General features: G+C 71.5%; 17 protein-coding genes and 1 pseudogene. 7 read left to right on the forward strand and 11 right to left on the reverse strand.

What is annotated here, in order from left to right; all coding sequences use genetic code 11:
- The 5 genes from CA984_RS31660 to CA984_RS31680 form a co-directional block, all read right to left on the reverse strand.
- Positions 1-289, reverse strand: a 289-nt coding sequence (locus CA984_RS31660; RefSeq protein ID WP_207621117.1) for a siderophore-interacting protein, incomplete at its 3' end; no start/stop codon positions are given.
- A gap of 110 nt (positions 290-399) precedes the next feature.
- Positions 400-1,581 carry a CHAP domain-containing protein gene (locus tag CA984_RS31665; RefSeq protein ID WP_242676279.1) on the reverse strand — a complete coding sequence of 394 codons (1,182 nt, stop codon included), beginning with the start codon at positions 1,579-1,581 and terminating at the stop codon, positions 400-402.
- A gap of 322 nt (positions 1,582-1,903) precedes the next feature.
- Complete coding sequence (locus tag CA984_RS31670) at positions 1,904-3,175, reverse strand: RNA polymerase sigma factor (RefSeq protein WP_086577146.1); 1,272 nt, start codon at positions 3,173-3,175, stop codon at positions 1,904-1,906.
- Positions 3,176-3,178: 3 nt separating this feature from the next.
- Entirely contained in the window at positions 3,179-3,577 is a 399-nt protein-coding gene (locus CA984_RS31675; RefSeq protein WP_086577147.1) for a YciI family protein, read from the reverse strand.
- 218 nt (positions 3,578-3,795) lie between these two features.
- The gene (locus CA984_RS31680) at positions 3,796-4,290 is read right to left on the reverse strand and encodes a MarR family winged helix-turn-helix transcriptional regulator (protein WP_086577148.1); all 495 of its coding nucleotides are present in this window, start codon (positions 4,288-4,290) and stop codon (positions 3,796-3,798) included.
- 181 nt (positions 4,291-4,471) lie between these two features.
- Between CA984_RS31680 and CA984_RS31685 the strand changes: the two genes are divergently transcribed.
- Entirely contained in the window at positions 4,472-5,647 is a 1,176-nt protein-coding gene (locus CA984_RS31685; RefSeq protein ID WP_086577149.1) for an NADH:flavin oxidoreductase, read from the forward strand.
- Between the two features lie 79 nt (positions 5,648-5,726).
- On the forward strand, positions 5,727-6,176 hold the full coding sequence (locus CA984_RS31690) for a hypothetical protein (RefSeq protein WP_031168941.1): 450 nt from the start codon (positions 5,727-5,729) through the stop codon (positions 6,174-6,176).
- A 74-nt stretch (positions 6,177-6,250) separates the two neighbouring features.
- Here CA984_RS31690 and CA984_RS31695 read toward each other — a convergent pair whose 3' ends face one another.
- Together CA984_RS31695 and CA984_RS31700 are read right to left on the reverse strand one after the other, a co-directional pair.
- Complete coding sequence (locus CA984_RS31695) at positions 6,251-8,281, reverse strand: family 10 glycosylhydrolase (RefSeq protein WP_086577150.1); 2,031 nt, start codon at positions 8,279-8,281, stop codon at positions 6,251-6,253.
- A gap of 245 nt (positions 8,282-8,526) precedes the next feature.
- Positions 8,527-9,105 carry a DsbA family protein gene (locus CA984_RS31700; RefSeq protein WP_086577151.1) on the reverse strand — a complete coding sequence of 193 codons (579 nt, stop codon included), beginning with the start codon at positions 9,103-9,105 and terminating at the stop codon, positions 8,527-8,529.
- A 374-nt stretch (positions 9,106-9,479) separates the two neighbouring features.
- On the opposite strand from CA984_RS31700, the gene CA984_RS31705 reads away from it, so the two are divergent.
- Positions 9,480-10,712, forward strand: coding sequence for a cytochrome P450 (locus tag CA984_RS31705; RefSeq protein ID WP_242676281.1), 1,233 nt, complete (start codon positions 9,480-9,482; stop codon positions 10,710-10,712).
- Positions 10,713-10,973: 261 nt separating this feature from the next.
- Here the strand turns inward: CA984_RS31705 and CA984_RS31710 are convergent, their stop codons facing one another.
- Complete coding sequence (locus tag CA984_RS31710; RefSeq protein ID WP_086577153.1) at positions 10,974-12,737, reverse strand: PD-(D/E)XK nuclease family protein; 1,764 nt, start codon at positions 12,735-12,737, stop codon at positions 10,974-10,976.
- A gap of 193 nt (positions 12,738-12,930) precedes the next feature.
- Here CA984_RS31710 and CA984_RS31715 point away from each other — a divergent pair, with 193 nt between their 5' ends.
- Positions 12,931-13,149 carry a hypothetical protein gene (locus CA984_RS31715; protein ID WP_133061831.1) on the forward strand — a complete coding sequence of 73 codons (219 nt, stop codon included), beginning with the start codon at positions 12,931-12,933 and terminating at the stop codon, positions 13,147-13,149.
- A gap of 3 nt (positions 13,150-13,152) precedes the next feature.
- Complete coding sequence (locus tag CA984_RS31720) at positions 13,153-13,497, forward strand: DUF1036 domain-containing protein (RefSeq protein WP_086577155.1); 345 nt, start codon at positions 13,153-13,155, stop codon at positions 13,495-13,497.
- Between the two features lie 402 nt (positions 13,498-13,899).
- Here the strand turns inward: CA984_RS31720 and gdhA are convergent, their stop codons facing one another.
- Complete coding sequence (gene gdhA / locus CA984_RS31725; RefSeq protein ID WP_086577156.1) at positions 13,900-15,243, reverse strand: NADP-specific glutamate dehydrogenase; 1,344 nt, start codon at positions 15,241-15,243, stop codon at positions 13,900-13,902.
- A gap of 115 nt (positions 15,244-15,358) precedes the next feature.
- The gene (locus tag CA984_RS46550) at positions 15,359-16,132 is read right to left on the reverse strand and encodes an NUDIX hydrolase (RefSeq protein ID WP_242676282.1); all 774 of its coding nucleotides are present in this window, start codon (positions 16,130-16,132) and stop codon (positions 15,359-15,361) included.
- Positions 16,133-16,206: 74 nt separating this feature from the next.
- On the opposite strand from CA984_RS46550, the pseudogene CA984_RS48310 reads away from it, so the two are divergent.
- Positions 16,207-16,359 (forward strand): annotated as a pseudogene (locus CA984_RS48310) (IS200/IS605 family transposase); the annotation flags it as partial.
- Between the two features lie 108 nt (positions 16,360-16,467).
- Positions 16,468-16,992, forward strand: a complete 525-nt coding sequence (locus CA984_RS31740) for a hypothetical protein (protein WP_133061832.1) — start codon at positions 16,468-16,470, stop codon at positions 16,990-16,992.
- Between the two features lie 181 nt (positions 16,993-17,173).
- On the opposite strand, the gene CA984_RS31745 is transcribed toward CA984_RS31740, so the two are convergent.
- Positions 17,174-17,817 (reverse strand): DUF3152 domain-containing protein (locus CA984_RS31745; protein ID WP_242676283.1); only part of this gene is annotated, 644 nt, incomplete at its 5' end.

Raw genomic sequence — 17,817 nt, forward strand, 5'->3', positions numbered from 1 at the left:
CGGTGTAGGTGCGGATCGGGTTGCGCAGCTCCACCGGCAGCGACCTCCACCGCTGGTACCAGCCGGCCCCGTCGCTGATGGAGGCGAAGCCGCCGCCGGGCAGCGGGAGGGCCAGCTTGATCCGCTGGTCGAAACCGTTGTCGGCGAAACCGGACAGCTCCTCGCCGCCGAAGGTGACCCGGACGAAACTCGGACTGAGCCGCAGCGTCCGCAGGACCTGGACGGGGAAGGCGCGGTAGGCGGGGATCTCCTCGGCGCACTCTACGGTCTGCTCACTGACGGCTGTCATCGCGCTGCTTTCGGCTCGGAAACGTCATCGCGAGCAACTTAGCTTTGGCTAACCTAATTAATCAAGCCGGGGGTGCCGCGCCCCGCCGGACCGCCTGACCGCTCACCCGGTCAGGACGAGTACGGCCGGCGCCCGGCCCTGGTGCCCGCCGGCCGCGCCGGACCGGCCCCGCCGCCCGCCCGCCGGTACATGTGCCGGACGGCCTGCCGCGGCCCGTTCACCCCGGCCGGGGAGCCCGACAGGTCGAGGCCCGATCCGAGGGCCGTCTCCACGCTTGGCCGGAGGGGTGTTTTCACGGCGGGTCCTGGGGATGTCTCCATGCTTGGCCGGAGGGGGGTCTCCACGGCGGGTCCTGGGGATGTCTCCATGCTTGACGGGAGGGGTGTCTTCACGCCCGGTTCTGGGGATGTCTCCATGCTTGGCCGGAGGGGCGTCTTCACGGCCGGTCCAGGGGGTGTCTCCACGCCCGGCCGGAGGGCCACCGCCACGCCTGGTCCAGGGGATGTCCGCGTGCTCGGCCCGGGAACCGTCTCCGGGCCCGGTCCCCGCCTGCGATGCCGGCCGCCCGCCTGGACGCGGGAGCGGCTGTCCGCCGGGAGGGAGGGCGGCAGGGGCGCCGGGGCGAGCGCCCCTCCTGCCGCCGGGATGCGCGGGCGACGTCTGGACAGGACGAGTGCCGCGCCGAGGACGAGGAGGAGTGCTCCCGCCACCGGCGTGGCCTCCATGGGGATCGGGGGTGTCTCCGGACGGCCGGTCACGGATCCGGCGGCCGCCGCGCCGGCTTCGGTCCGCCCGGCCGCCGCCGCGCCGGCTTCGACCCGGCCGGCCGTCACCGGGACGGGCGCGTCCCCGCCCGTCAGGCCCTCCTTGACCTTGCGCGGCAGACCGTAGCCGACGACCTTGCTCTCGTCGCGTGTCTTGCGCTTCAGCCAGACCCCGTCGACGTTGCCCTCGATGGTGTGGAGCGTTCCACCCTCGACCCTCTCGACGACGCCGACGTGGTCGATGCCCTTGATGTCCTTGCCGCCGGACCAGTCGAAGAAGACCAGGGCCCCCGGCTCCGGCTCGCCGGACCAGGCGTCCCGCGTCTCGAACCAGCGGGCGTGGGAGGGCGTCCAGGCGAACTGGCCGACGGAGTCCTCGACGCCCGCCTTCCCGGCGGCCCAGGCGATGACCATGTCGCACCACGGGGCCGTTCTGTACTGGGGGTCCTTGACGACGTTGGTGGAGTACCACTCGCCGAACGTGGTGCGCTGTCCGGCCTGCTCCCGGTATCCGAGCTCCGGCTCCATGACTCTGAGCAGATTCTCACCGATCGGATCCACGCCCGTCAGCACCCCGTCCACTCTTCTCCGCCCTTCCCCGAAGGGTGGTCACCGCCGATAACGCTGGACTGTATTCAGCGGAAAGACGAAAAGTCGGGTTTTAGCTTAAAAAGCCACCTTGAAGGGCTGTTTAATGCCGGATTTGACGATGACGGGTAGCCGGGATCCGTGATCGTCTATCATCGCCCACCGGGTCTCGCGGCGGGCCGTCAGGCGGCACCGGGGATCCCCGGGAACCTGTTCGGTGAATCACGAGGGTGCCCCGGCGGGATCCGCGGACATCGGAGGCTCAGAGGTCCTGGCGGACCGATCCGGACGTCGTGGCGGCGAGCCGGGCGGCGCGGGCGGTGAGGTACTCCCGCTCCGGGACGCTCATCGTACGGCCGGCCGCCACGCGATAGTCGTCGACGGCCGCCTGCGGGTCGCCGCTCATCTCCAGCAGATGGGCCCGCGCGGTGTGGAAGCGATGGTGCCCCGCCAGACGTCCGTCGGCGCCGAGTGCCCTGAGCATGTCGAGGCCGGTCGCGGCGCCGTGCACCATGGCGGCGGCGACGGCGCGGTTGAGCGAGATCATGGGGTTGTCGGACATGCGTTCCAGCAGGCCGTACAGCGCGAGGATCTGCGGCCAGTCGGTCTCCTCGGCACTCGCCGCCTCGTCGTGCAGCGCCGCGATCGCCGCCTGGAGCTGGTAGGGGCCGGCCGCGCCCTTGGCCAGGGTGGCGGTGATGAGCGCGACCCCCTCGGCGACGGCGTCGCCGTCCCACCGGCTCCGGTCCTGCTCGGCCAGCGGGATCGGGGTGCCGTGCGGACCGGTCCGCGCGGCGCGCCGGGCGTCGGTGAGCAGCATCAGCGCGAGAAGCCCGGCCACCTCGCAGTCGTCCGGGAGCAGGGCGTGGACCGTCCTGGCCAGCCGGATCGCCTCGCGGGACAGCTCCACGCGTTGCAGGTCGGGGCCGGCGCTGCTGGCGTAGCCCTCGTTGAAGATGAGGTAGAGGACGTGCAGCACCGAGCCGAGCCGCCGCTCCCGTTCCCGGGAGGCCGGCATCCGGAACGGCACCCCCGATGCCTTGATGCGCTGCTTGGCCCGGCTGATCCGCTGCGCCATGGTCGCCTCGGGCACCAGGAACGCCTTGGCGATCTCGGCCGTGGTCAGGCCGCCCACCGACCGCAGGGTGAGGGCGATGGCGGAGGCCGGGGTCAGCGCGGGATGACAGCACAGGAACAGCATGATCAGCGTGTCGTCCCGGTCGGCCTCGGGCGCGTCGTCCGCGGGGGGCGCGGTCCGCCGTTCCGGGGGCGCCTGCGCGGCCACCAGTTCTTCCCGGCGGCGGCGGGCCTGCTCGTTGCGCACCTGCTCGGTCATCCGACGGAACGCGACCTGGATGAGCCAGCCGCGCGGATTGCCCGGCACCCCCTCCTCCGGCCACTGGGCCGCGGCGTCCAGCAGCGCCTCCTGGACCGCGTCCTCAGCGGTGGCGAAGTCGCCGGTGCGCCGGGTGAGCACACCGACGACCTGCGGCGCGAGTTCGCGCAGCAGGTCGTCGACGGCCGGATCATCCAGCTCTCACAGCTCCTCCGGCGGGCCCGACATCACCTGGCGCACCTCGATCGGCATGTTCAACGGCTTACCGCCCGGCCCGGGGGCGGCCGAGACGGACGCGGCGAGCTCGATCGCCCGCTCCTGGCTGTCGCAGTCGACGATCCAGTAGCCGATCAGAAACTCCTTCGTCTCAGGATAGGGGCCGTCCGTGACGACGGGGGTGCCGCCGTCACCGGCCCGCACGATCCTGGCCTGGTCGGGCATCGCCAGTCCCTGCGCCTCCACGAGCTCTCCGGCGGCGGTGAGCTTCTCGTTCGTGCTGTGCATGAACTCGATGTGGGCCATGACGTCCTCGGGAGGCCATGTGCTGATCGGCGGGAAATCGGCCTGCCGGCCGAACTGCATCAGCAGCATGTACTTCATGTTCCGGCTCCTTCGGTTGCCGCGCCTTCCTTGGCGCTCACCCATAGGTAGAAGCACGCCTCCGCGTTCTCTACATCCTGGCCGGAACTCAGGAGAAAAAATCAACCGGGTTGGAGAGCGCGCACCCGGGCCCGGCCAGAGCGGCTCCGTGCCATCCGGGGTGAGGCCGGCCCGTGAGATCTTGAGTGCTGCTGCGCGGCGGGGGTGGGCGGGGAGCTCTACAAGGAGTCCCCGGTGCCGGGGCCGGGAGCGGATGCCAGCCGGGCGGCCTGTTCGGTGCCGACCGCGGAGACCCGGCGGAGGTAGTCGCCGATGACGGAGAGCTGCTCGTCGGTGAAGTCGTCCAGGGCCGAGACGAAGGCCTCGCCGGGGGTGTCCCAGGCGTCGTCCACCTCCGACACCGGTTTGGGAGCCAGTGAGACCAGYGTCTTCCTGCGGTCGGCGGGGTCGCCGCGACGGACCACCAGGCCGGCCCTGTCCAGCCGGTCCACCAGCCGGGTGGCCGATCCCGACGTCAGGCCGGTCAGTTTGGCGATCTCTCCCGTGGTCAGCGGCTCCGCCTCAAGGGAGAGCAGGCTGAGGCACTGCAGATCGGTGGGATGGAGCCCCAGATGGTCGGCGAGGGCCTGGTTGAACAGCGTGTAGGCGGCGTAGTGCCTCCGGCTCTCGGCGACCACCTGCTGGATCAGCCGCTCGCGGGCCTCGTTCGGCATGTGACGGCCACCCTTCCGACTTTAGATGCATGACACAGATGGTGTGTTGCGCACAATATGTGCCGCAGCTTCATTCTATGCGGCGGGCGCCCACCCCGCCCGCCGGCCGGCCGGCGGAAGTCTCCCGGATCGAGACGGCGTAACACTGTCATGCAAGCGCTTGTTTGGTAGATAGTGGGTCATGGCCGAAACCGTGGCCGACGTCTTCGCTCCCGCGAAGCTCGGGCCGATCACCCTGCGCAACCGCCTGATCAAGTCCGCCACCTTCGAGGGCAGGACCCCGAAGGCGCTGGCCTCCGACGACCTGGTCGAGTTCCACCGGCGGACGGCCGCCGGCGGCGTGGGCATGACCACCGTCGCCTACTGCGCGGTCGCCCCCGAGGGGCGCACCGAGCGGCGGCAGATCTGGATGCGGGCGGAGGCCGTCCCCGGTCTGCGCCGACTCGCCGACGCCGTGCACGCCGAGGGGGCGGCCGTCTCCGCGCAGATCGGCCACGCCGGTCCGGTGGCCAACCCGGCCTCCAACCGGCTCCCCGCACTGGCACCCACCCGCCGGCTCAACCCGATGAGCATGACCATGACCCGGGCGGCGACGAGATCGGACATCGAGCGCATCGTGCGGGCGCACGCCGACGCGGCGCTCATCGCGGCGGAGTCCGGCTTCGACGCCGTCGAGATCCACATGGGGCACAACTACCTGACCAGCGCCTTCCTCAGCCCCCGGCTCAACCGCCGGACCGACGAGTACGGCGGGAGCCTGGCCAACCGCGCCCGGATGGCCCGCGAGGTGGCCCGCGCCGTACGCGAGGCCGTCGGCGACCGGATCGCGATCCTGGCCAAGCTCAACATGGACGACGGGGTGCGCGGAGGCCTGGTGGTCGAGGAGAGCCTCCAGGTCGCGGCCTGGCTGGAGGAGGACGGCGGCCTCGACGCCATCGAGCTGACCGAGGGCAGCTCGCTGCTCAACCCGATGTACCTGTTCAAGGGAGACGTCCCGCTCAAGGAGTTCGCCGGGGTCTTCCCGCAGCCGCAGCGGCTGGGTGTGCGGCTGCTGGGCCGCCGTCTCCTGCGGTCCTACCCCTACCGGGACGCCTACCTCCTCGACGACGCCCGCCGGTTCCGGGCCGCCCTGCGCATGCCGCTGGTCCTGCTCGGCGGCATCACCGACCGCCGGACCATGGACCTGGCCATGCGGGAGGGCTTCCAGTTCGCGGCCATGGGCAGGGCGCTGCTCATGGAGCCCGATCTGCCGACCCGGATCAGACGGGACCGGGCCACCGCGTCCCGGTGCGTCCACTGCAACAAGTGCATGCCGACCATCTACACCGGCACGCGGTGCGCGCTCATCGATCCGTAGGGCCGCGGACCGGGTGCCGCCTGGTCGAATAGCATGTGACCGCACTTGTAGGCATGAGCGAGGGGCGGGATGGGTTTCCATGTTCGACGACAGGACACAGGAGACCCTCCGCCGCCTGCTGGACCTCGCGGAGCACCCCTCGACCCCGCAGCCCGAGCGGGCCCTGGCCGTCACGCGGATCCGGGCGCTGATCATGGTGCCCGAGGGAGACGCGCGCCGCGCTCCGGTGACCCCGGCCATGGACGCCGACATCCTCAAGAAGATCAAGCCGCTGACCCGGCGGGTCGACGAGGACCTGGTCAACGAGGTGCACGGCGACCTCTACGCCTTCAGCACCCGCTACCGGGTGATCGGCGAGGTCGCCGACGAGATGGCACGCCTGCTCGAACGCTGGAGCGGCGTCGTCCCGGAGAAGCGCCACCGGCACGAGGAGACGGTCCGGATCACGGCCTCGAAGCTCACCTACCTCCTGGAGCGCCGTGACCTGTTCCGCAAGCCGAAGTGGAGCAACCGCCCGAGGCCGAAGTAGGCGGGCACTCCGGCGGACCCCGGCGGTGGCCGACGCGGGCGGTGGCGGAAGGTGGCGGGCGGCGCGTCACGGCGTCAGACCCTGGTGATGCGGACGGCGTCGGCGATGACGTAACCGGCGGTGGAGACCCAGCGGCTCACCCCGACGACGTTGTAGGCGCCGGCTGAGAGGGTGAACGTGCCGAGGCTGCGCCATTGGCCGCCGTTGACGCGCTGGTCGACGTTGATCACCTGGTTGCCGCCGCCGGCCGCCACGATGAACGGCGTCGCGCTGTTGTAGCCGGAGTTCGCCGGATGCCAGATCTCGATCCGGTAGCTGCCGGCGGCGGGGATCTGCGCCTTGAACCACGCCGGGTCGCTCGCCGCGACGGGATCGGCGAACCGGTAGTCGGTGCCGTGGAGCTGCGAGGAGAAGGTCGAGGTGCCCCAGCCGGAGCCCGCGGTGAATCCGGCGTCGCGGTTGTCGACGACGACGCTGAACGGGCCGGTCGCCGCGACCACCCGGCCCGCGCTCGGCGCGCTTTCGTGGTGCAGCCGGTCCATGGCCGTCACGTAGTAGGTGTAGGCGCCCGCGGTGGCGGTGGTGTCGGTGAAGGACGTCCCGCGGGTCGTCTTGAGCAGGTTGCGGGCGTCGGCGAAGAAACACGGGTCCGCCGCCGGGGAGGAGTCGACCCGGTAGATCGCGTACGAGACGGGGCTGCTCGATCCGGCGGGCCGCCATGACAGGGAGATCCCGCCGGGGAGGCGGGTCGCCGAGGTGATCGAGGGGGCGGCCGGCGCGGCCGCGCTGCCGCGGGCGGGTATCAGGGCGGGTCTGGAGTAGTGGTCGCTCACCAGCCGGGAGACGGCGCCGATCCGGTCGGCCCGGATGTCCTTGGCGCTGAAGAAGACGTCGCCGGCGACCTCCGGGTGCTGCCGGTTGTACTGGAGGTGGTCGGTCAGTTCCCCGGGCCGTTGCCAGGCCGCTTCCTGGCCGGCGGCTCCGGCCCGGTAGGCGGCCTGCCCGATGAGAAGCCGCACGCCGGTGTCCTTGACCACCGAGGCCCACCAGGCGGTGAGCACCTTGTAGTCGGCGGTGGTATACCCGATGTGCCAGTAGATCTGCGGCGCGACGTAGTCGACCCAGCCCTGCTTTACCCAGAGCCGGGTGTCGGCGTAGATGGCGTCGTACGACTGCATGCCGGAGGTGCGCGAACCGAGCGGGTCGGTGGCGGCGTTGCGCCAGATGCCGAACGGGCTGACCCCGAACTCGATCCACGACTTGGCCGCGTGGATCCGCTGGCCCAGCTCCTTCACCAGCAGGTTGACGTTGTCGCGCCGCCAGTCGTGGATGCTGCCGAAACCGGCGCCGTACTGGGCGTAGGTGGATGCGTCGGGAATCGTCTCGCCGCTGACCGGATACGGGTAGAAGTAGTCGTCGAGGTGCACGCCGTCGAGGTCGTAACGGGTGACGGCGTCCATGACGGCGTCCTCGATGAAGCCGCGGACCGCGGGGATCCCCGGGTTGTAGTAGAGCTTGCCGCCGTGGGCGAACCGCCAGCCGGGATTCTTGCGGGCCGGGTGGCCGGCCACCAGCCGGGTGGGGTCGTCGTGGTTGGCGACCCGGTAGGGATTGAACCACGCGTGGAACTCGATGTCGCGGGCGTGCGCCTCGCTCACCATGAACGCCAGCGGGTCGTAGCCGGGGTCACCCCCCTGAGTGCCCGTCAGCCACTGCGACCACGGCTCATGGGGCGACGGCCAGAACGCGTCGGCCGTCGGCCTCACCTGAACGAAGACGGCGTTCATGTTCCGCTGCGCCGCGAGGTCCAGCCAGGCGCGGAACTCGGCCTGCTGCGCCGCCACGCTCAGGCCGGTCCTGCTCGGCCAGTCGATGTTGGCCACGCTGGCGATCCACATGGCACGGAGCTGCTGTTTAGGAGTGGCCGGATCGGTGGGGCAGGCGGCGAGCCCGCCCGCCGCGCCGGCGGTGGCCGGCACGGGCGCGACGGCACCCGCCGCGGGGGCGGGCGCGACGGCACCGGTGAGAACGAGGCTGAGGGCTACTGCGGCAATGCGACCGATGGTGGCGGACCGCCACGGTCGGCCCGCTCGATACGTCGTCACAGAAGGAAAGTTTCAGTGCTTCCCGGCAAAAGTGCAATAGTCTTCATACCGGTTGGTATCGGCCGGCCGTCCGCGGTTCGAATGTGTAACGCGGTGCCGTCGGCGTGAGCCGGTGGCGTCGTCGCCGGCGCCGCCCGGATCCACGGCTCGGGGGCGTACGGCTCGCACCCCGCCGGAGGCGTGAGCCGTACCTCCGGGGGCGGTCTCCCCGATGCGCCGGACCGGCCGGGGGCGCGCCCGGAGGGTCAGCGGGCGGCGGCCGCCACGGCGGCGACGATCGTCTGGGGGTTCGCCGGCACGGCGACGCCCTCGACGAGGACGGTGGGGGTGCCGCTCACCCCCCGTTCGACGGCCGTGTCCGTCACGTGGGCGGTCCAGTCGAGATAGGTGCCGTTGCGCACGCACGCGCCGAACGCCGGCTCGGTGAGCCCGGCCATGGCGCCGATCTCGGCCAGCTCGCCGTCGGTGAGCCCCGGTCCCCCCTCGGGGGGCTGGTTGGCGAAGAGCGCGTAGGTGTACTCCATGAATCTCCCGCCGTCGGAGGCGCAGCCCGAGGAGGCGGAGGCGCGAGAGGAGTAGCGGGTGGTCGACAGCCCGTCCAGGAAGCCCATCGGGTGGTACACGAGACTGATCGCCCCCTCTCCCACCAGCCTGTCCAGCGTCGGGCCGGACGCCTGCTCGAACATCTTGCAGAACGGGCACATGAAGTCGATGTAGGCGTCGACGACGACCGGGCCGGCGCCGACGACGATGCCGTCCTTGTCGGCGGAGGCTCCGGCCGGCACGTGGAGCGGTGACGCTATCCGGTGTGGTCGCGTGCTCATGGGTTCCTCCTCGCGATGCGGATACGGAGGGAGTCGCGGGCCTGTATGCCCGAAACATCCCTTTTCTACCCAGGGGTGAGGTGTCGCAGCGCAAAAACGGTCAAAACCCGGACCGCCGCCCGGTCGACCGGACGGCCGGAGCCCTCTCCGTGCAGGGCGATGACCACATCCGCCCGCCACCCCGCCGATCAGCTCTCGTAGCTCGGGTCCGCTGAGCCGCGGCGTCCCGGCCGCGCAGTTCCTCCTCGCTCGCTCGCGTGCGGCGCGACGCCGTCGCACACGCCCGCGGCGGCGGTGGCGGTGGCTCGGCATTTTTTCCGCCGAAGTGCTCGACGCGGTGGCCATGGAGCACATTTCGACCTTTCATGAAAGCAGTGACAGCCCTACAAGCGAGCGAGGGAGAGACGATGGCCGACATCGCCGAGCGGTACGACATCCCCAAACAGCACTTCTGGCTGCACGGGCCGCGATCGCGCCGACCGGTCGAGTACGACGCAGACGCCGGCATGTGGAACGTCTACGGCTACCCCGAACTGCAGGAGATCCTCGGCGATCCCGCGACGTTCTCCTCCGACACCATGCGCCTGGTCCCCAAGGACCTGATACCGGGCGGCGATGAATTCTCGATGGCCGGCTTCATCACCCAGATCGACCCGCCGGAGCACGGCAAGCTGCGCAAGCTGGTCAGCCACGCCTTCACCCGGAAGGTGGTCGCGGATCTCGAACCGAGGATCGCCGCCCTCACCCACGAACTGCTCGACGCGGCGCACGATCGCGGCAAGTTGGAACTCGTGACCGATCTGGCCTATCCGCTTCCGGTCATCGTCATCGCCGAACTGCTGGGGGTGCCCGGCGGCGATCGCGCCCTGTTCAAACAGTGGGCCGACGCGCTGTTCCAGCGCGACACCAAGATCTCACTGGCCAAGCCCGCCGAACAGCAGAACGTGGACCTGCAGGCCACGCTGAAGCCGTGGAAGGAGATGTCGGCCTATCTCGCCGGCCACGCCGCGGAGCGCAGGCGACAGCCGCGCGCCGACCTGCTCACCAAGCTGGTCGAGGCCGAAGTGGACGGCGAACGCCTGCCCGACGACCAGGTGGTCAACTTCGCGATCATCCTCCTGCTCGCCGGGCACATCACCACGACGATGCTGCTCGGTAACACGGTGCTGTGCCTGGACGCCTTCCCCGAGCAGCAGGACAAGGTGCGGGCCGACCGCGCCTCGATCCCGGCTGTCATCGAGGAGTCCCTCCGCCTCTTCACCCCGTTCGCCGCGCTCGGCCGCGCCACCACCCGCGACGTCGAGCTCGGTGGCGTGACGATACCGGCCGATCACATGGTCATGTGCTGGCTCGGAGCGGCCAACCGAGACCCTCGGCAGTTCCCCGACCCCGACGTCTTCGATCCCGGTCGCGACCCCAACCCGCATCTCGCGTTCGGCCGTGGCATCCACTTCTGCCTGGGCGCCCCCCTGGCCCGGCTGGAGGGACGGGTCGCCCTGGACATCCTGCTCGACCGCGTCAACCCGCTGCGCACCGATCCGGACGACCCCGTGAAATTCATGCCCACGCCGACCATGACGGGGGTGCGCCGCCTCCCGTTGACCTGACGTGCGACAGGCCGAGTCACGCCGGCATCCGAGGGGGTGGGGAACACCTGATCCGCTACCGCCTGCCCCGCCCCGGACATCCGGACCACGCCACCGGCCGCCCCGACCTCGGCTACGGCTCCCCGCGCAACGCCGTCAGCGACCACTCCCGGCCGGCCTGCACCGAGATCCGCACCGACGAGACCGAGGAGAGCGCCGCCGCGTTCCGGCAGCGTGCCCGCACCGTCTTCACCGCGGGTCACGCCGGCCGGGAGCGGGCCGCTAGAAGGGCGGCTCGTCGTCGATCTCGGGAGCGGCGATCGCCTCGGCCACCGCCTCGGCGTGGCTGCTCGGGCGGCCGGAGGACTCCAGGATCTCGCCGGTGGCGGGGTCGATCACCATGCCGTCCAGGACGAGCGGCGTGTCATCGCCGGAACGGGAGGCGTCCGGGCACCAGCGGGTCACCGGGCAGACGCGGCACCACGGACCGGGGGTGGCGCGGAAGGCGGTGTCCCGATGCCATGCCCGGGTGCGGCCGGACACCACGGCCCGCGCGGCCGCGACCACCACCGGATCCGCGGCGTCGAACGTGACGACCTCGCCCGACACCGGGGTGAGCTGCTCCAGCTCGACCGACCCGGAGGTGTCCCCGAACACGCCGTCCGCGATCAGGCAGACGGCCAGGGCGAGCTGCGGGACCATCTCCAGCGCGTTCTCGGCGGTGATGCCGCGCTGCGCGGCGGAGGTCTTCTGCTCCCGGTAGACCAGGCGCCCGTCCACCCGGCGGAGCAGGTCGGGGTTGGCGATGACCAGGACGTCGGCGTCGGGATCGTAGGCGGCCACCTTGGGCTCCGGGACGACGTGGGTGACCTCGCCGCCGAGCAGCGGGCACACCCGCAGGTGCTGGAGCAGGTATGGCCGGGCCCGTCGGTATTCGTCCCGGCTCATCGGCGGCCCCTGCCACGTGAGGTCGCCGGTCTCAGGATCGGGGAGATCCTCCGGTGCGCAAGGCCGCGCACCGGGGCGGCCGTGGGCGGCCTCCAGCCACTGGTGCACGATCAGCCCGCGCCGGACCGCCGTGCTCTCGGCCTCCTCGGCGGGCAGCCGGAGGTCGCGCATGTGCGCCTGGGCCGGGCAGATCTGGTACTGCCGGGCCGTCGTGATCGACCAGGTGCGCCGGTGGGTCCCCCGGTCGGGCAGCCCCAGCAGCCCCGGTGCCCGCGGGAGCGCGCCGCATGACGCGCGCAGCTTGCAGTCGGCGCAGTCGCCACCGGGTGACCTGTGGCCGCCGTCCAGCAGCCCGGCAGCCACGGGTCTCACGGAGGAGAGATAGGCGTGGCGCACCTGCTGGGGCGCGGTGTCCACGAGGACCGCCGCGGCGCCGTCGGTGAGCCCCACCTCGACCACCCGCACCCGCCGGGGGCTCGCGCCGGGCTCGCGGACCGGGACGGGAACGGTCCGGTAGAGGTCCTGGGTGCCCCCCACGGCCTGGTCGCCGACCGCGGCGACGTAGGCCATCGCCAGCGTGGCGGGCCCGTCGGCCCGGCCCAGCGGGCGCCGCAGCCGCATCCGGCGGAACTCGACCACGGCGCCGTCCGGCGAGCCGTACCAGCGGCCCCACGCGGTCAGGGCCCGCATCTCCGCCGGCGAGCCGCTCCGCTGGACGATCCGGGGGTGGCGTTCCGGCCGGAGCCCGCCCCCCTCCGCGGCCAGGCTGTCGGCCGTCTCCAGATAGGTGTGGCAGGCATGCCGGATCCAGCGCGCGGCTCCGGGATGCACCGGGTCGCGGTTGTCCTCCAGGGCCCGCGTGACCGCCGCGTCCACGTCGGCGCCGTCGAACTCGACGGCGTCCAGCACCTGCATGACCAGGCCGAGCGGGAAATCCTCCCAGGGAGCGAAGCGGCGGCGTTCGAAGATCTGCGACCGCACCTCCGGCCGGGCCTTGGCCGCGGCGAAGTCACGGCAGTCGCCCTCGCGGCGGTCGAGCAGGCTCGCAGACAGGCGGACGATGGCCGGATTCCCGACGAGCTCGGGCGGGAGGGTCATGCCGCCTCCTGAATGCGTCGCATGAACGCCACCTTAGGTAATGGGACCGACGCTTTTCGCCGGGCAGGCGACCGGATACGGACGCGTGACAGTGCGGCCGACCTCCGTCGCATTTCCTTTACAACACCCTTTACAGATTTTGACTGTTACTGTAAGTTCTGGGGCAGTCACTCAACGCGTTCAAGGAATGGAGTTGAGCCACATGCCGGACAACGGCACCGAGCGTCTGCCCGATCCACGGGTGGGGTTCGCGGACACGACCGAGGCCGACACGGGGGAGGTGAGCGCGCGCGCGGGGACGGCGGACCGGATCGCTGTCGCCGCGGGGGCCGACGATCACCTGCCGCCCCTGGCCGACCAGCCGATCGACGCCAGACCGCTGACCCAGCGGTTCACGGAATCGGAGGAGTAGACCATGGAGCTGCACTTCCGTAACCGCTACACCTCCAAGGTGTGGGTCGCGGTGATGTTCTACAGCCCCGACGGCTGCCGGGACTACGGCCAGTGGGGCACCCGGGGCTGGTGGGCCATCGATCCGGGCGGAGAGGCGCACGTGCTCAACACCAGCAACCGCTATGCCGCCTTCTACGCCGAGGCCGCCAACGGAGCCGTCTGGACCGGTCCCTACGGCCCGATGTACGTCTACCAGAACGCCTTCGACTCCTGCCTCAACATCGGCAGCACCGCCGCCAGGGCCGTCGGCACGCGCCTGGTCGACATGAACGGCTACTCCCGCTACTACGTCAACCTCACGCCCTGACACCGACGTCCTCGCACGCGGCCTCCCTCACCGCCTGACGCGGACGCCTTCGCACCCGCTCCTTCTCACCGTCTGACGTGGACGTCTCCCACGGGTGATTCCCCCGCCGCCCGGCCGGGACGGTCCGCACGCGGTCTCCCTCACCGCCGTCAGCCGCGCGTCCCCGATCTCCCGCCCCCGATCAGGTCCCGCTGCGCAGGCCGACCACCCGGTATCCGACCATCCAGTATCCGACCCCCGGTATCAGACCGCCCGGCACGTCTCGCGCGGTCCGTCCAGCGCCGGCCCGCGTCCCGGGGCCGGCGCCCGGCGGGACCGGTGGCCTCCCGGCCGGTGACAACCGTACGGCGGCACGGAAGGCTGCACGGAGGGGCCCCGAGGGCGCCTCCGCCCAGGGTGTCCTCAGATCAGGCCGAGGGAGAGCATCGCGTCGGCGACCCGCTTGAACCCGTCGATGTTGGCGCCGGCCACGTAGTTGCCCGGCAGGCCGTACTCGTCGGCGCTCTGCAGGCAGCGGCCGTGGATGTCACGCATGATGGTCTGCAGGCGCTGCTCGGAGAATTCGAAGGTCCACGAATCGCGGCTGGCGTTCTGCTGCATCTCCAGCGCGCTGGTGGCCACGCCGCCCGCGTTGGCCGCCTTGCCCGGTCCGAAGGACACGCCGGCCTCCTGGAACACCCGGATGCCCTCGGGCGTGGTGGGCATGTTGGCGCCCTCGCCGACGGCGACGCAGCCGTTGCGGACGAGGAATTCGGCGTCGCGGCCGGTGATCTCGTTCTGGGTGGCCGAAGGCAGCGCCACCTCGCACGGCACCTCCCACAGGCTCTGGCCGGAGACGAAGGCGGCGCCCTCGCCGCGGCGCTCGGCGTAGACGCTCAGCCGGTGGCGTTCGACCTGCTTGACCTGCTTGAGCAGGTCGAGGTCGATGCCCTTCTCGTCGAGGACGTAGCCCGAGGAGTCGGAGCAGGCGACCACCACGCCGCCGAGCTGCTGCACCTTCTCGATGGCGTAGACGGCGACGTTGCCCGACCCGGACACCACGACCCGCCTGCCGTCGAACGACGTGCCGCGCGCCTTCAGCATCTCGTCGACGAAGAACGCGCAGCCGTACCCGGTGGCCTCGGTCCGCACCTGCGCGCCGCCGTAGCTGAGGCCCTTGCCGGTGATCACTCCGGATTCGTAGCGGTTGGTGATGCGCTTGTACTGGCCGAACAGGTAGCCGACCTCGCGCTGCCCGACGCCGATGTCACCGGCCGGAACGTCGGTGTACTCGCCGATGTGCCGGTAGAGCTCGGTCATGAAGCTCTGGCAGAAGCGCATGACCTCCCGGTCGGAGCGCCCCTTCGGATCGAAGTCCGAGCCGCCCTTGCCTCCGCCGATCGGCAGGCCGGTCAGGCCGTTCTTGAAGATCTGCTCGAAGCCGAGGAACTTGACGATGCCGAGATAGACCGAGGGGTGAAAGCGCAGGCCGCCCTTGTAGGGGCCGAGGGCGCTGTTGAACTCGACCCGGAAGCCCCGGTTGATGTGCACCTCGCCCTGGTCGTCCTCCCAGGGCACCCGGAAGATGATCTGCCGCTCGGGCTCGCAGATCCGCTCAATGATCTTGGATTCGGCGTATTCCGGATGCTTGCCGAGAACCGGCCCGATGCTTTCGAGCACCTCGCGGACGGCCTGATGGAACTCGATCTCCCCGGGGTTGCGGCGCAGAACGTTGTCATAGATCGACGACAGTCTCTCGTGCAACATCGGATGTCCCCTCGGTCTCGGGATTGGTGCCCTGCCTAACCATAGGGGGTGGTGATATGTGAGAACTCCAGGTGGGTCGCCCGTACCGGGACGCGGGGGCGGCGCGCTCCGGTGATCAGTCCCACTTGTGCAGAGCGAAGGTCCGGCCGGCCGCGATGGCGCGCAGGGCCGCCGCCGGGTAGCCGACGGTGTCGTCGGGCAGCGCCTCCAGCGGATGCCAGGCGATCTCGCTGCACTTGTCGGGTTCGGCGTTGTACGGCTCGCCGCTCCAGCGCTCGGCGGCGAAGAAGAGCCCGACCCGCTCGGGGGCCCGGTGCATGGCGTGGACGAAGGTGAGGTCGTCCGGCTCGATGACGGCGCCCACCTCCTCGCGGGCCTCGCGGGCCGCGGCGGCGACCACCGACTCGCCCTCCTCCAGGTGGCCGCTGGGCAGGTGCCACAGGCCGTCGGCGTATCCGGTGCCGGCCCGGCGGGTCAGGAGCACGGCGCCGTCGCGGACGAAGACGATGTGGACGTCGACGATGGCGCGGAAGCGCGCCTTCTTCACCTGGTGGGGGAGGGAGTCCCCGCGCCGGTCGAGCGCCTGGGCCCACTTGGCGGCGACGGCCGCCACCTGGACCAGCTCGGTCCGCAGGGCGTCGGGGTCGTCCTCGGCGAAGGCCTCGAGCACCTCCTCCCGCAGGATGTGCCGCCAGGTGAGCCGGCCCTCCCGTGCCGCCTCGGCGACGTCGTTCTTGGCATCCTCGGCGGCCGCCGCCCGCTCCTGGCCGGTGCCGTCGGGGAGGTCCTGGATGCCCCACATGGCGTCCTGGGCCGCCCGCTCGGCGGAGACGTCGGCGAGGACCTTCGCCAGCGAGCCGGGCACACCGTAGTCACCGTCGTATGTCATGGGAAAAGTTCCTCTCGTCGGTTCCGCATGCCGTACGTTGACATCCTCGCCGTCCCGGAGGACGGGAATTCCCCGAACTCGCCGCGCACTACTACCGGGCCAGCCGCCTCTGGTCGGGCTCCTACTTCGCCGGGAGCCTCGCCGGCGCCCCCGTCGCGGCGCTCCGCCAGTACGTCGAGCGGCAGAACCGGCCCGCCCAGGGAACGCCCCGGGACGCACCCCTGTGAAAGTCCGCATCGTGCCCGTGTCCGGACGGAGGCCGTGGCCGGCTCCCTCCCGGGGGCGAGGCTCCGGGCAGAGGTCATTTGTCGGAGCTGATGGGTAACGTGCCGTTCATGAGCGACGCGCAGCACAGCCCGATCGAGGGCGAGCAGTGGCGGCCGGGCGACATCGTGCTGGACGCCGACGGCGGCCTGTTCACCCGCGCCGGAGTGGAAGACCAGGCCAGGGACCGGCCGTGGGGCTACCCCGGCGACCAGGCGCGCCTCGTCACCGGCGAGACCCGTCTGCCGGAGGGCAGCCTCCCGGAGACCGCGCCGGCCCGGCCGCTGACGCTCCTCGTCCGCGACGGCCAGCCCGTCCTGCCGGCCGTCCCCGACGACGCCTCCGGCGTGACCGGCACCGGGGCCCGCGACGCGGCGACGTCCACGGGTGTGGGGGGCCTGTTCCTCGCCGCGACCGCCTTCGACCCCGACGGCGCCGGCGACTCGCGGGCGGCCAAGCTCCGCGCCGGTCTGCTCGACAGCGTCGTCATCGTCGACAGCCCCCAGGTTCTGGGGGAGATGTTCGGCGGAGCCGCCGACGGCCTGCTCGTGGAGCTGGCGAACTGGCACGAGCGCAGCCTGGGGGAGAACGCCTGAGGCCGCGTGGCACGGGCGTCCGCCGCCCAGGACGCCACCGATGCCACCGGCCGGATGCTCCCGAGGCGGAGCGGACCCGGCGCGGCCCACGGGGCCTGCCGAAGCCGGCCACCACGCCGGGTGCGGCGTCGGGCACCGGGCGCACCGCGCCAAGCGGTCCGCCGCTCCCGGGCCGAACCCTTCAGCGCCGCGGCGACGGCCAGGCGTTGGGGCGGCAGCCGTACAGCGACTTGGTCTGCTGGAGCATCACGGGGGCCCGTCTGCCCGGTCCCGGGCACGGCTGATGGCCGTGGCCGAGGCCGTGGCCGACCTCGTGGTTGATGACGTACTCCCGGTAGGAGGCGACGTCGCGGCCGTAACCGCGCACGCCCGTGTTCCACCGCACCGCGTTGATGACCGCGCGCCCGTCGTTCCAGCACGAAAGCGTGCCGAAGGTGATCAGCGGATGGCACCGCCGGTCCGTCATCGCGGGGCTGGACAGCGACACCCTGATCCTCACCGGGCCGCGCTCCACCCGCTGGAACCGGAACCCCCAGCTCCGCCGGTCGTTGAGGATGCGGTGCACCTCGTCGGCGAACTCGCGTCCCTCGAAGGGCAGGCCGCGCTCGACCTCGACCAGGTACCGGATCACCTTGCCCTTGCGGCCCGCGGGGGGCCGGGCGCCGCCGGAGACGACCGTGTAACGGCCGCCCGCCGACTTCGGCACCGCCATCTTCGCTGGTTGCCGCCGCCCGTTGGCGAGCAGGAACGTCTGTTCCGCCTCGGGTGCCTCCGTCGGCTCCGGCGGCGGGGTGGGGGTCACCGAGACCTCGGGCAGGGGGACCG

It is taken from the genome of Streptosporangium minutum, from assembly GCF_002149035.1.
Classification (GTDB): domain Bacteria; phylum Actinomycetota; class Actinomycetes; order Streptosporangiales; family Streptosporangiaceae; genus Streptosporangium; species Streptosporangium minutum.

What these genes read in the sequence shown, in the direction of transcription:
- CA984_RS46550 (WP_242676282.1), bottom strand. Translation starts at nt 16,132, where the DNA reads ATGACATACGACGGTGACTACGGTGTGCCCGGCTCGCTGGCGAAGGTC.
- CA984_RS31685 (WP_086577149.1), top strand. Translation starts at nt 4,472, where the DNA reads ATGGCCGAAACCGTGGCCGACGTCTTCGCTCCCGCGAAGCTCGGGCCG.
- gdhA (WP_086577156.1), bottom strand. Translation starts at nt 15,243, where the DNA reads ATGTTGCACGAGAGACTGTCGTCGATCTATGACAACGTTCTGCGCCGC.
- CA984_RS31665 (WP_242676279.1), bottom strand. Translation starts at nt 1,581, where the DNA reads ATGGAGCCGGAGCTCGGATACCGGGAGCAGGCCGGACAGCGCACCACG.
- CA984_RS31740 (WP_133061832.1), top strand. Translation starts at nt 16,468, where the DNA reads ATGAGCGACGCGCAGCACAGCCCGATCGAGGGCGAGCAGTGGCGGCCG.
- CA984_RS31675 (WP_086577147.1), bottom strand. Translation starts at nt 3,577, where the DNA reads ATGAAGTACATGCTGCTGATGCAGTTCGGCCGGCAGGCCGATTTCCCG.
- CA984_RS31720 (WP_086577155.1), top strand. Translation starts at nt 13,153, where the DNA reads ATGGAGCTGCACTTCCGTAACCGCTACACCTCCAAGGTGTGGGTCGCG.
- CA984_RS31700 (WP_086577151.1), bottom strand. Translation starts at nt 9,105, where the DNA reads ATGAGCACGCGACCACACCGGATAGCGTCACCGCTCCACGTGCCGGCC.
- CA984_RS31690 (WP_031168941.1), top strand. Translation starts at nt 5,727, where the DNA reads ATGTTCGACGACAGGACACAGGAGACCCTCCGCCGCCTGCTGGACCTC.
- CA984_RS31710 (WP_086577153.1), bottom strand. Translation starts at nt 12,737, where the DNA reads ATGACCCTCCCGCCCGAGCTCGTCGGGAATCCGGCCATCGTCCGCCTG.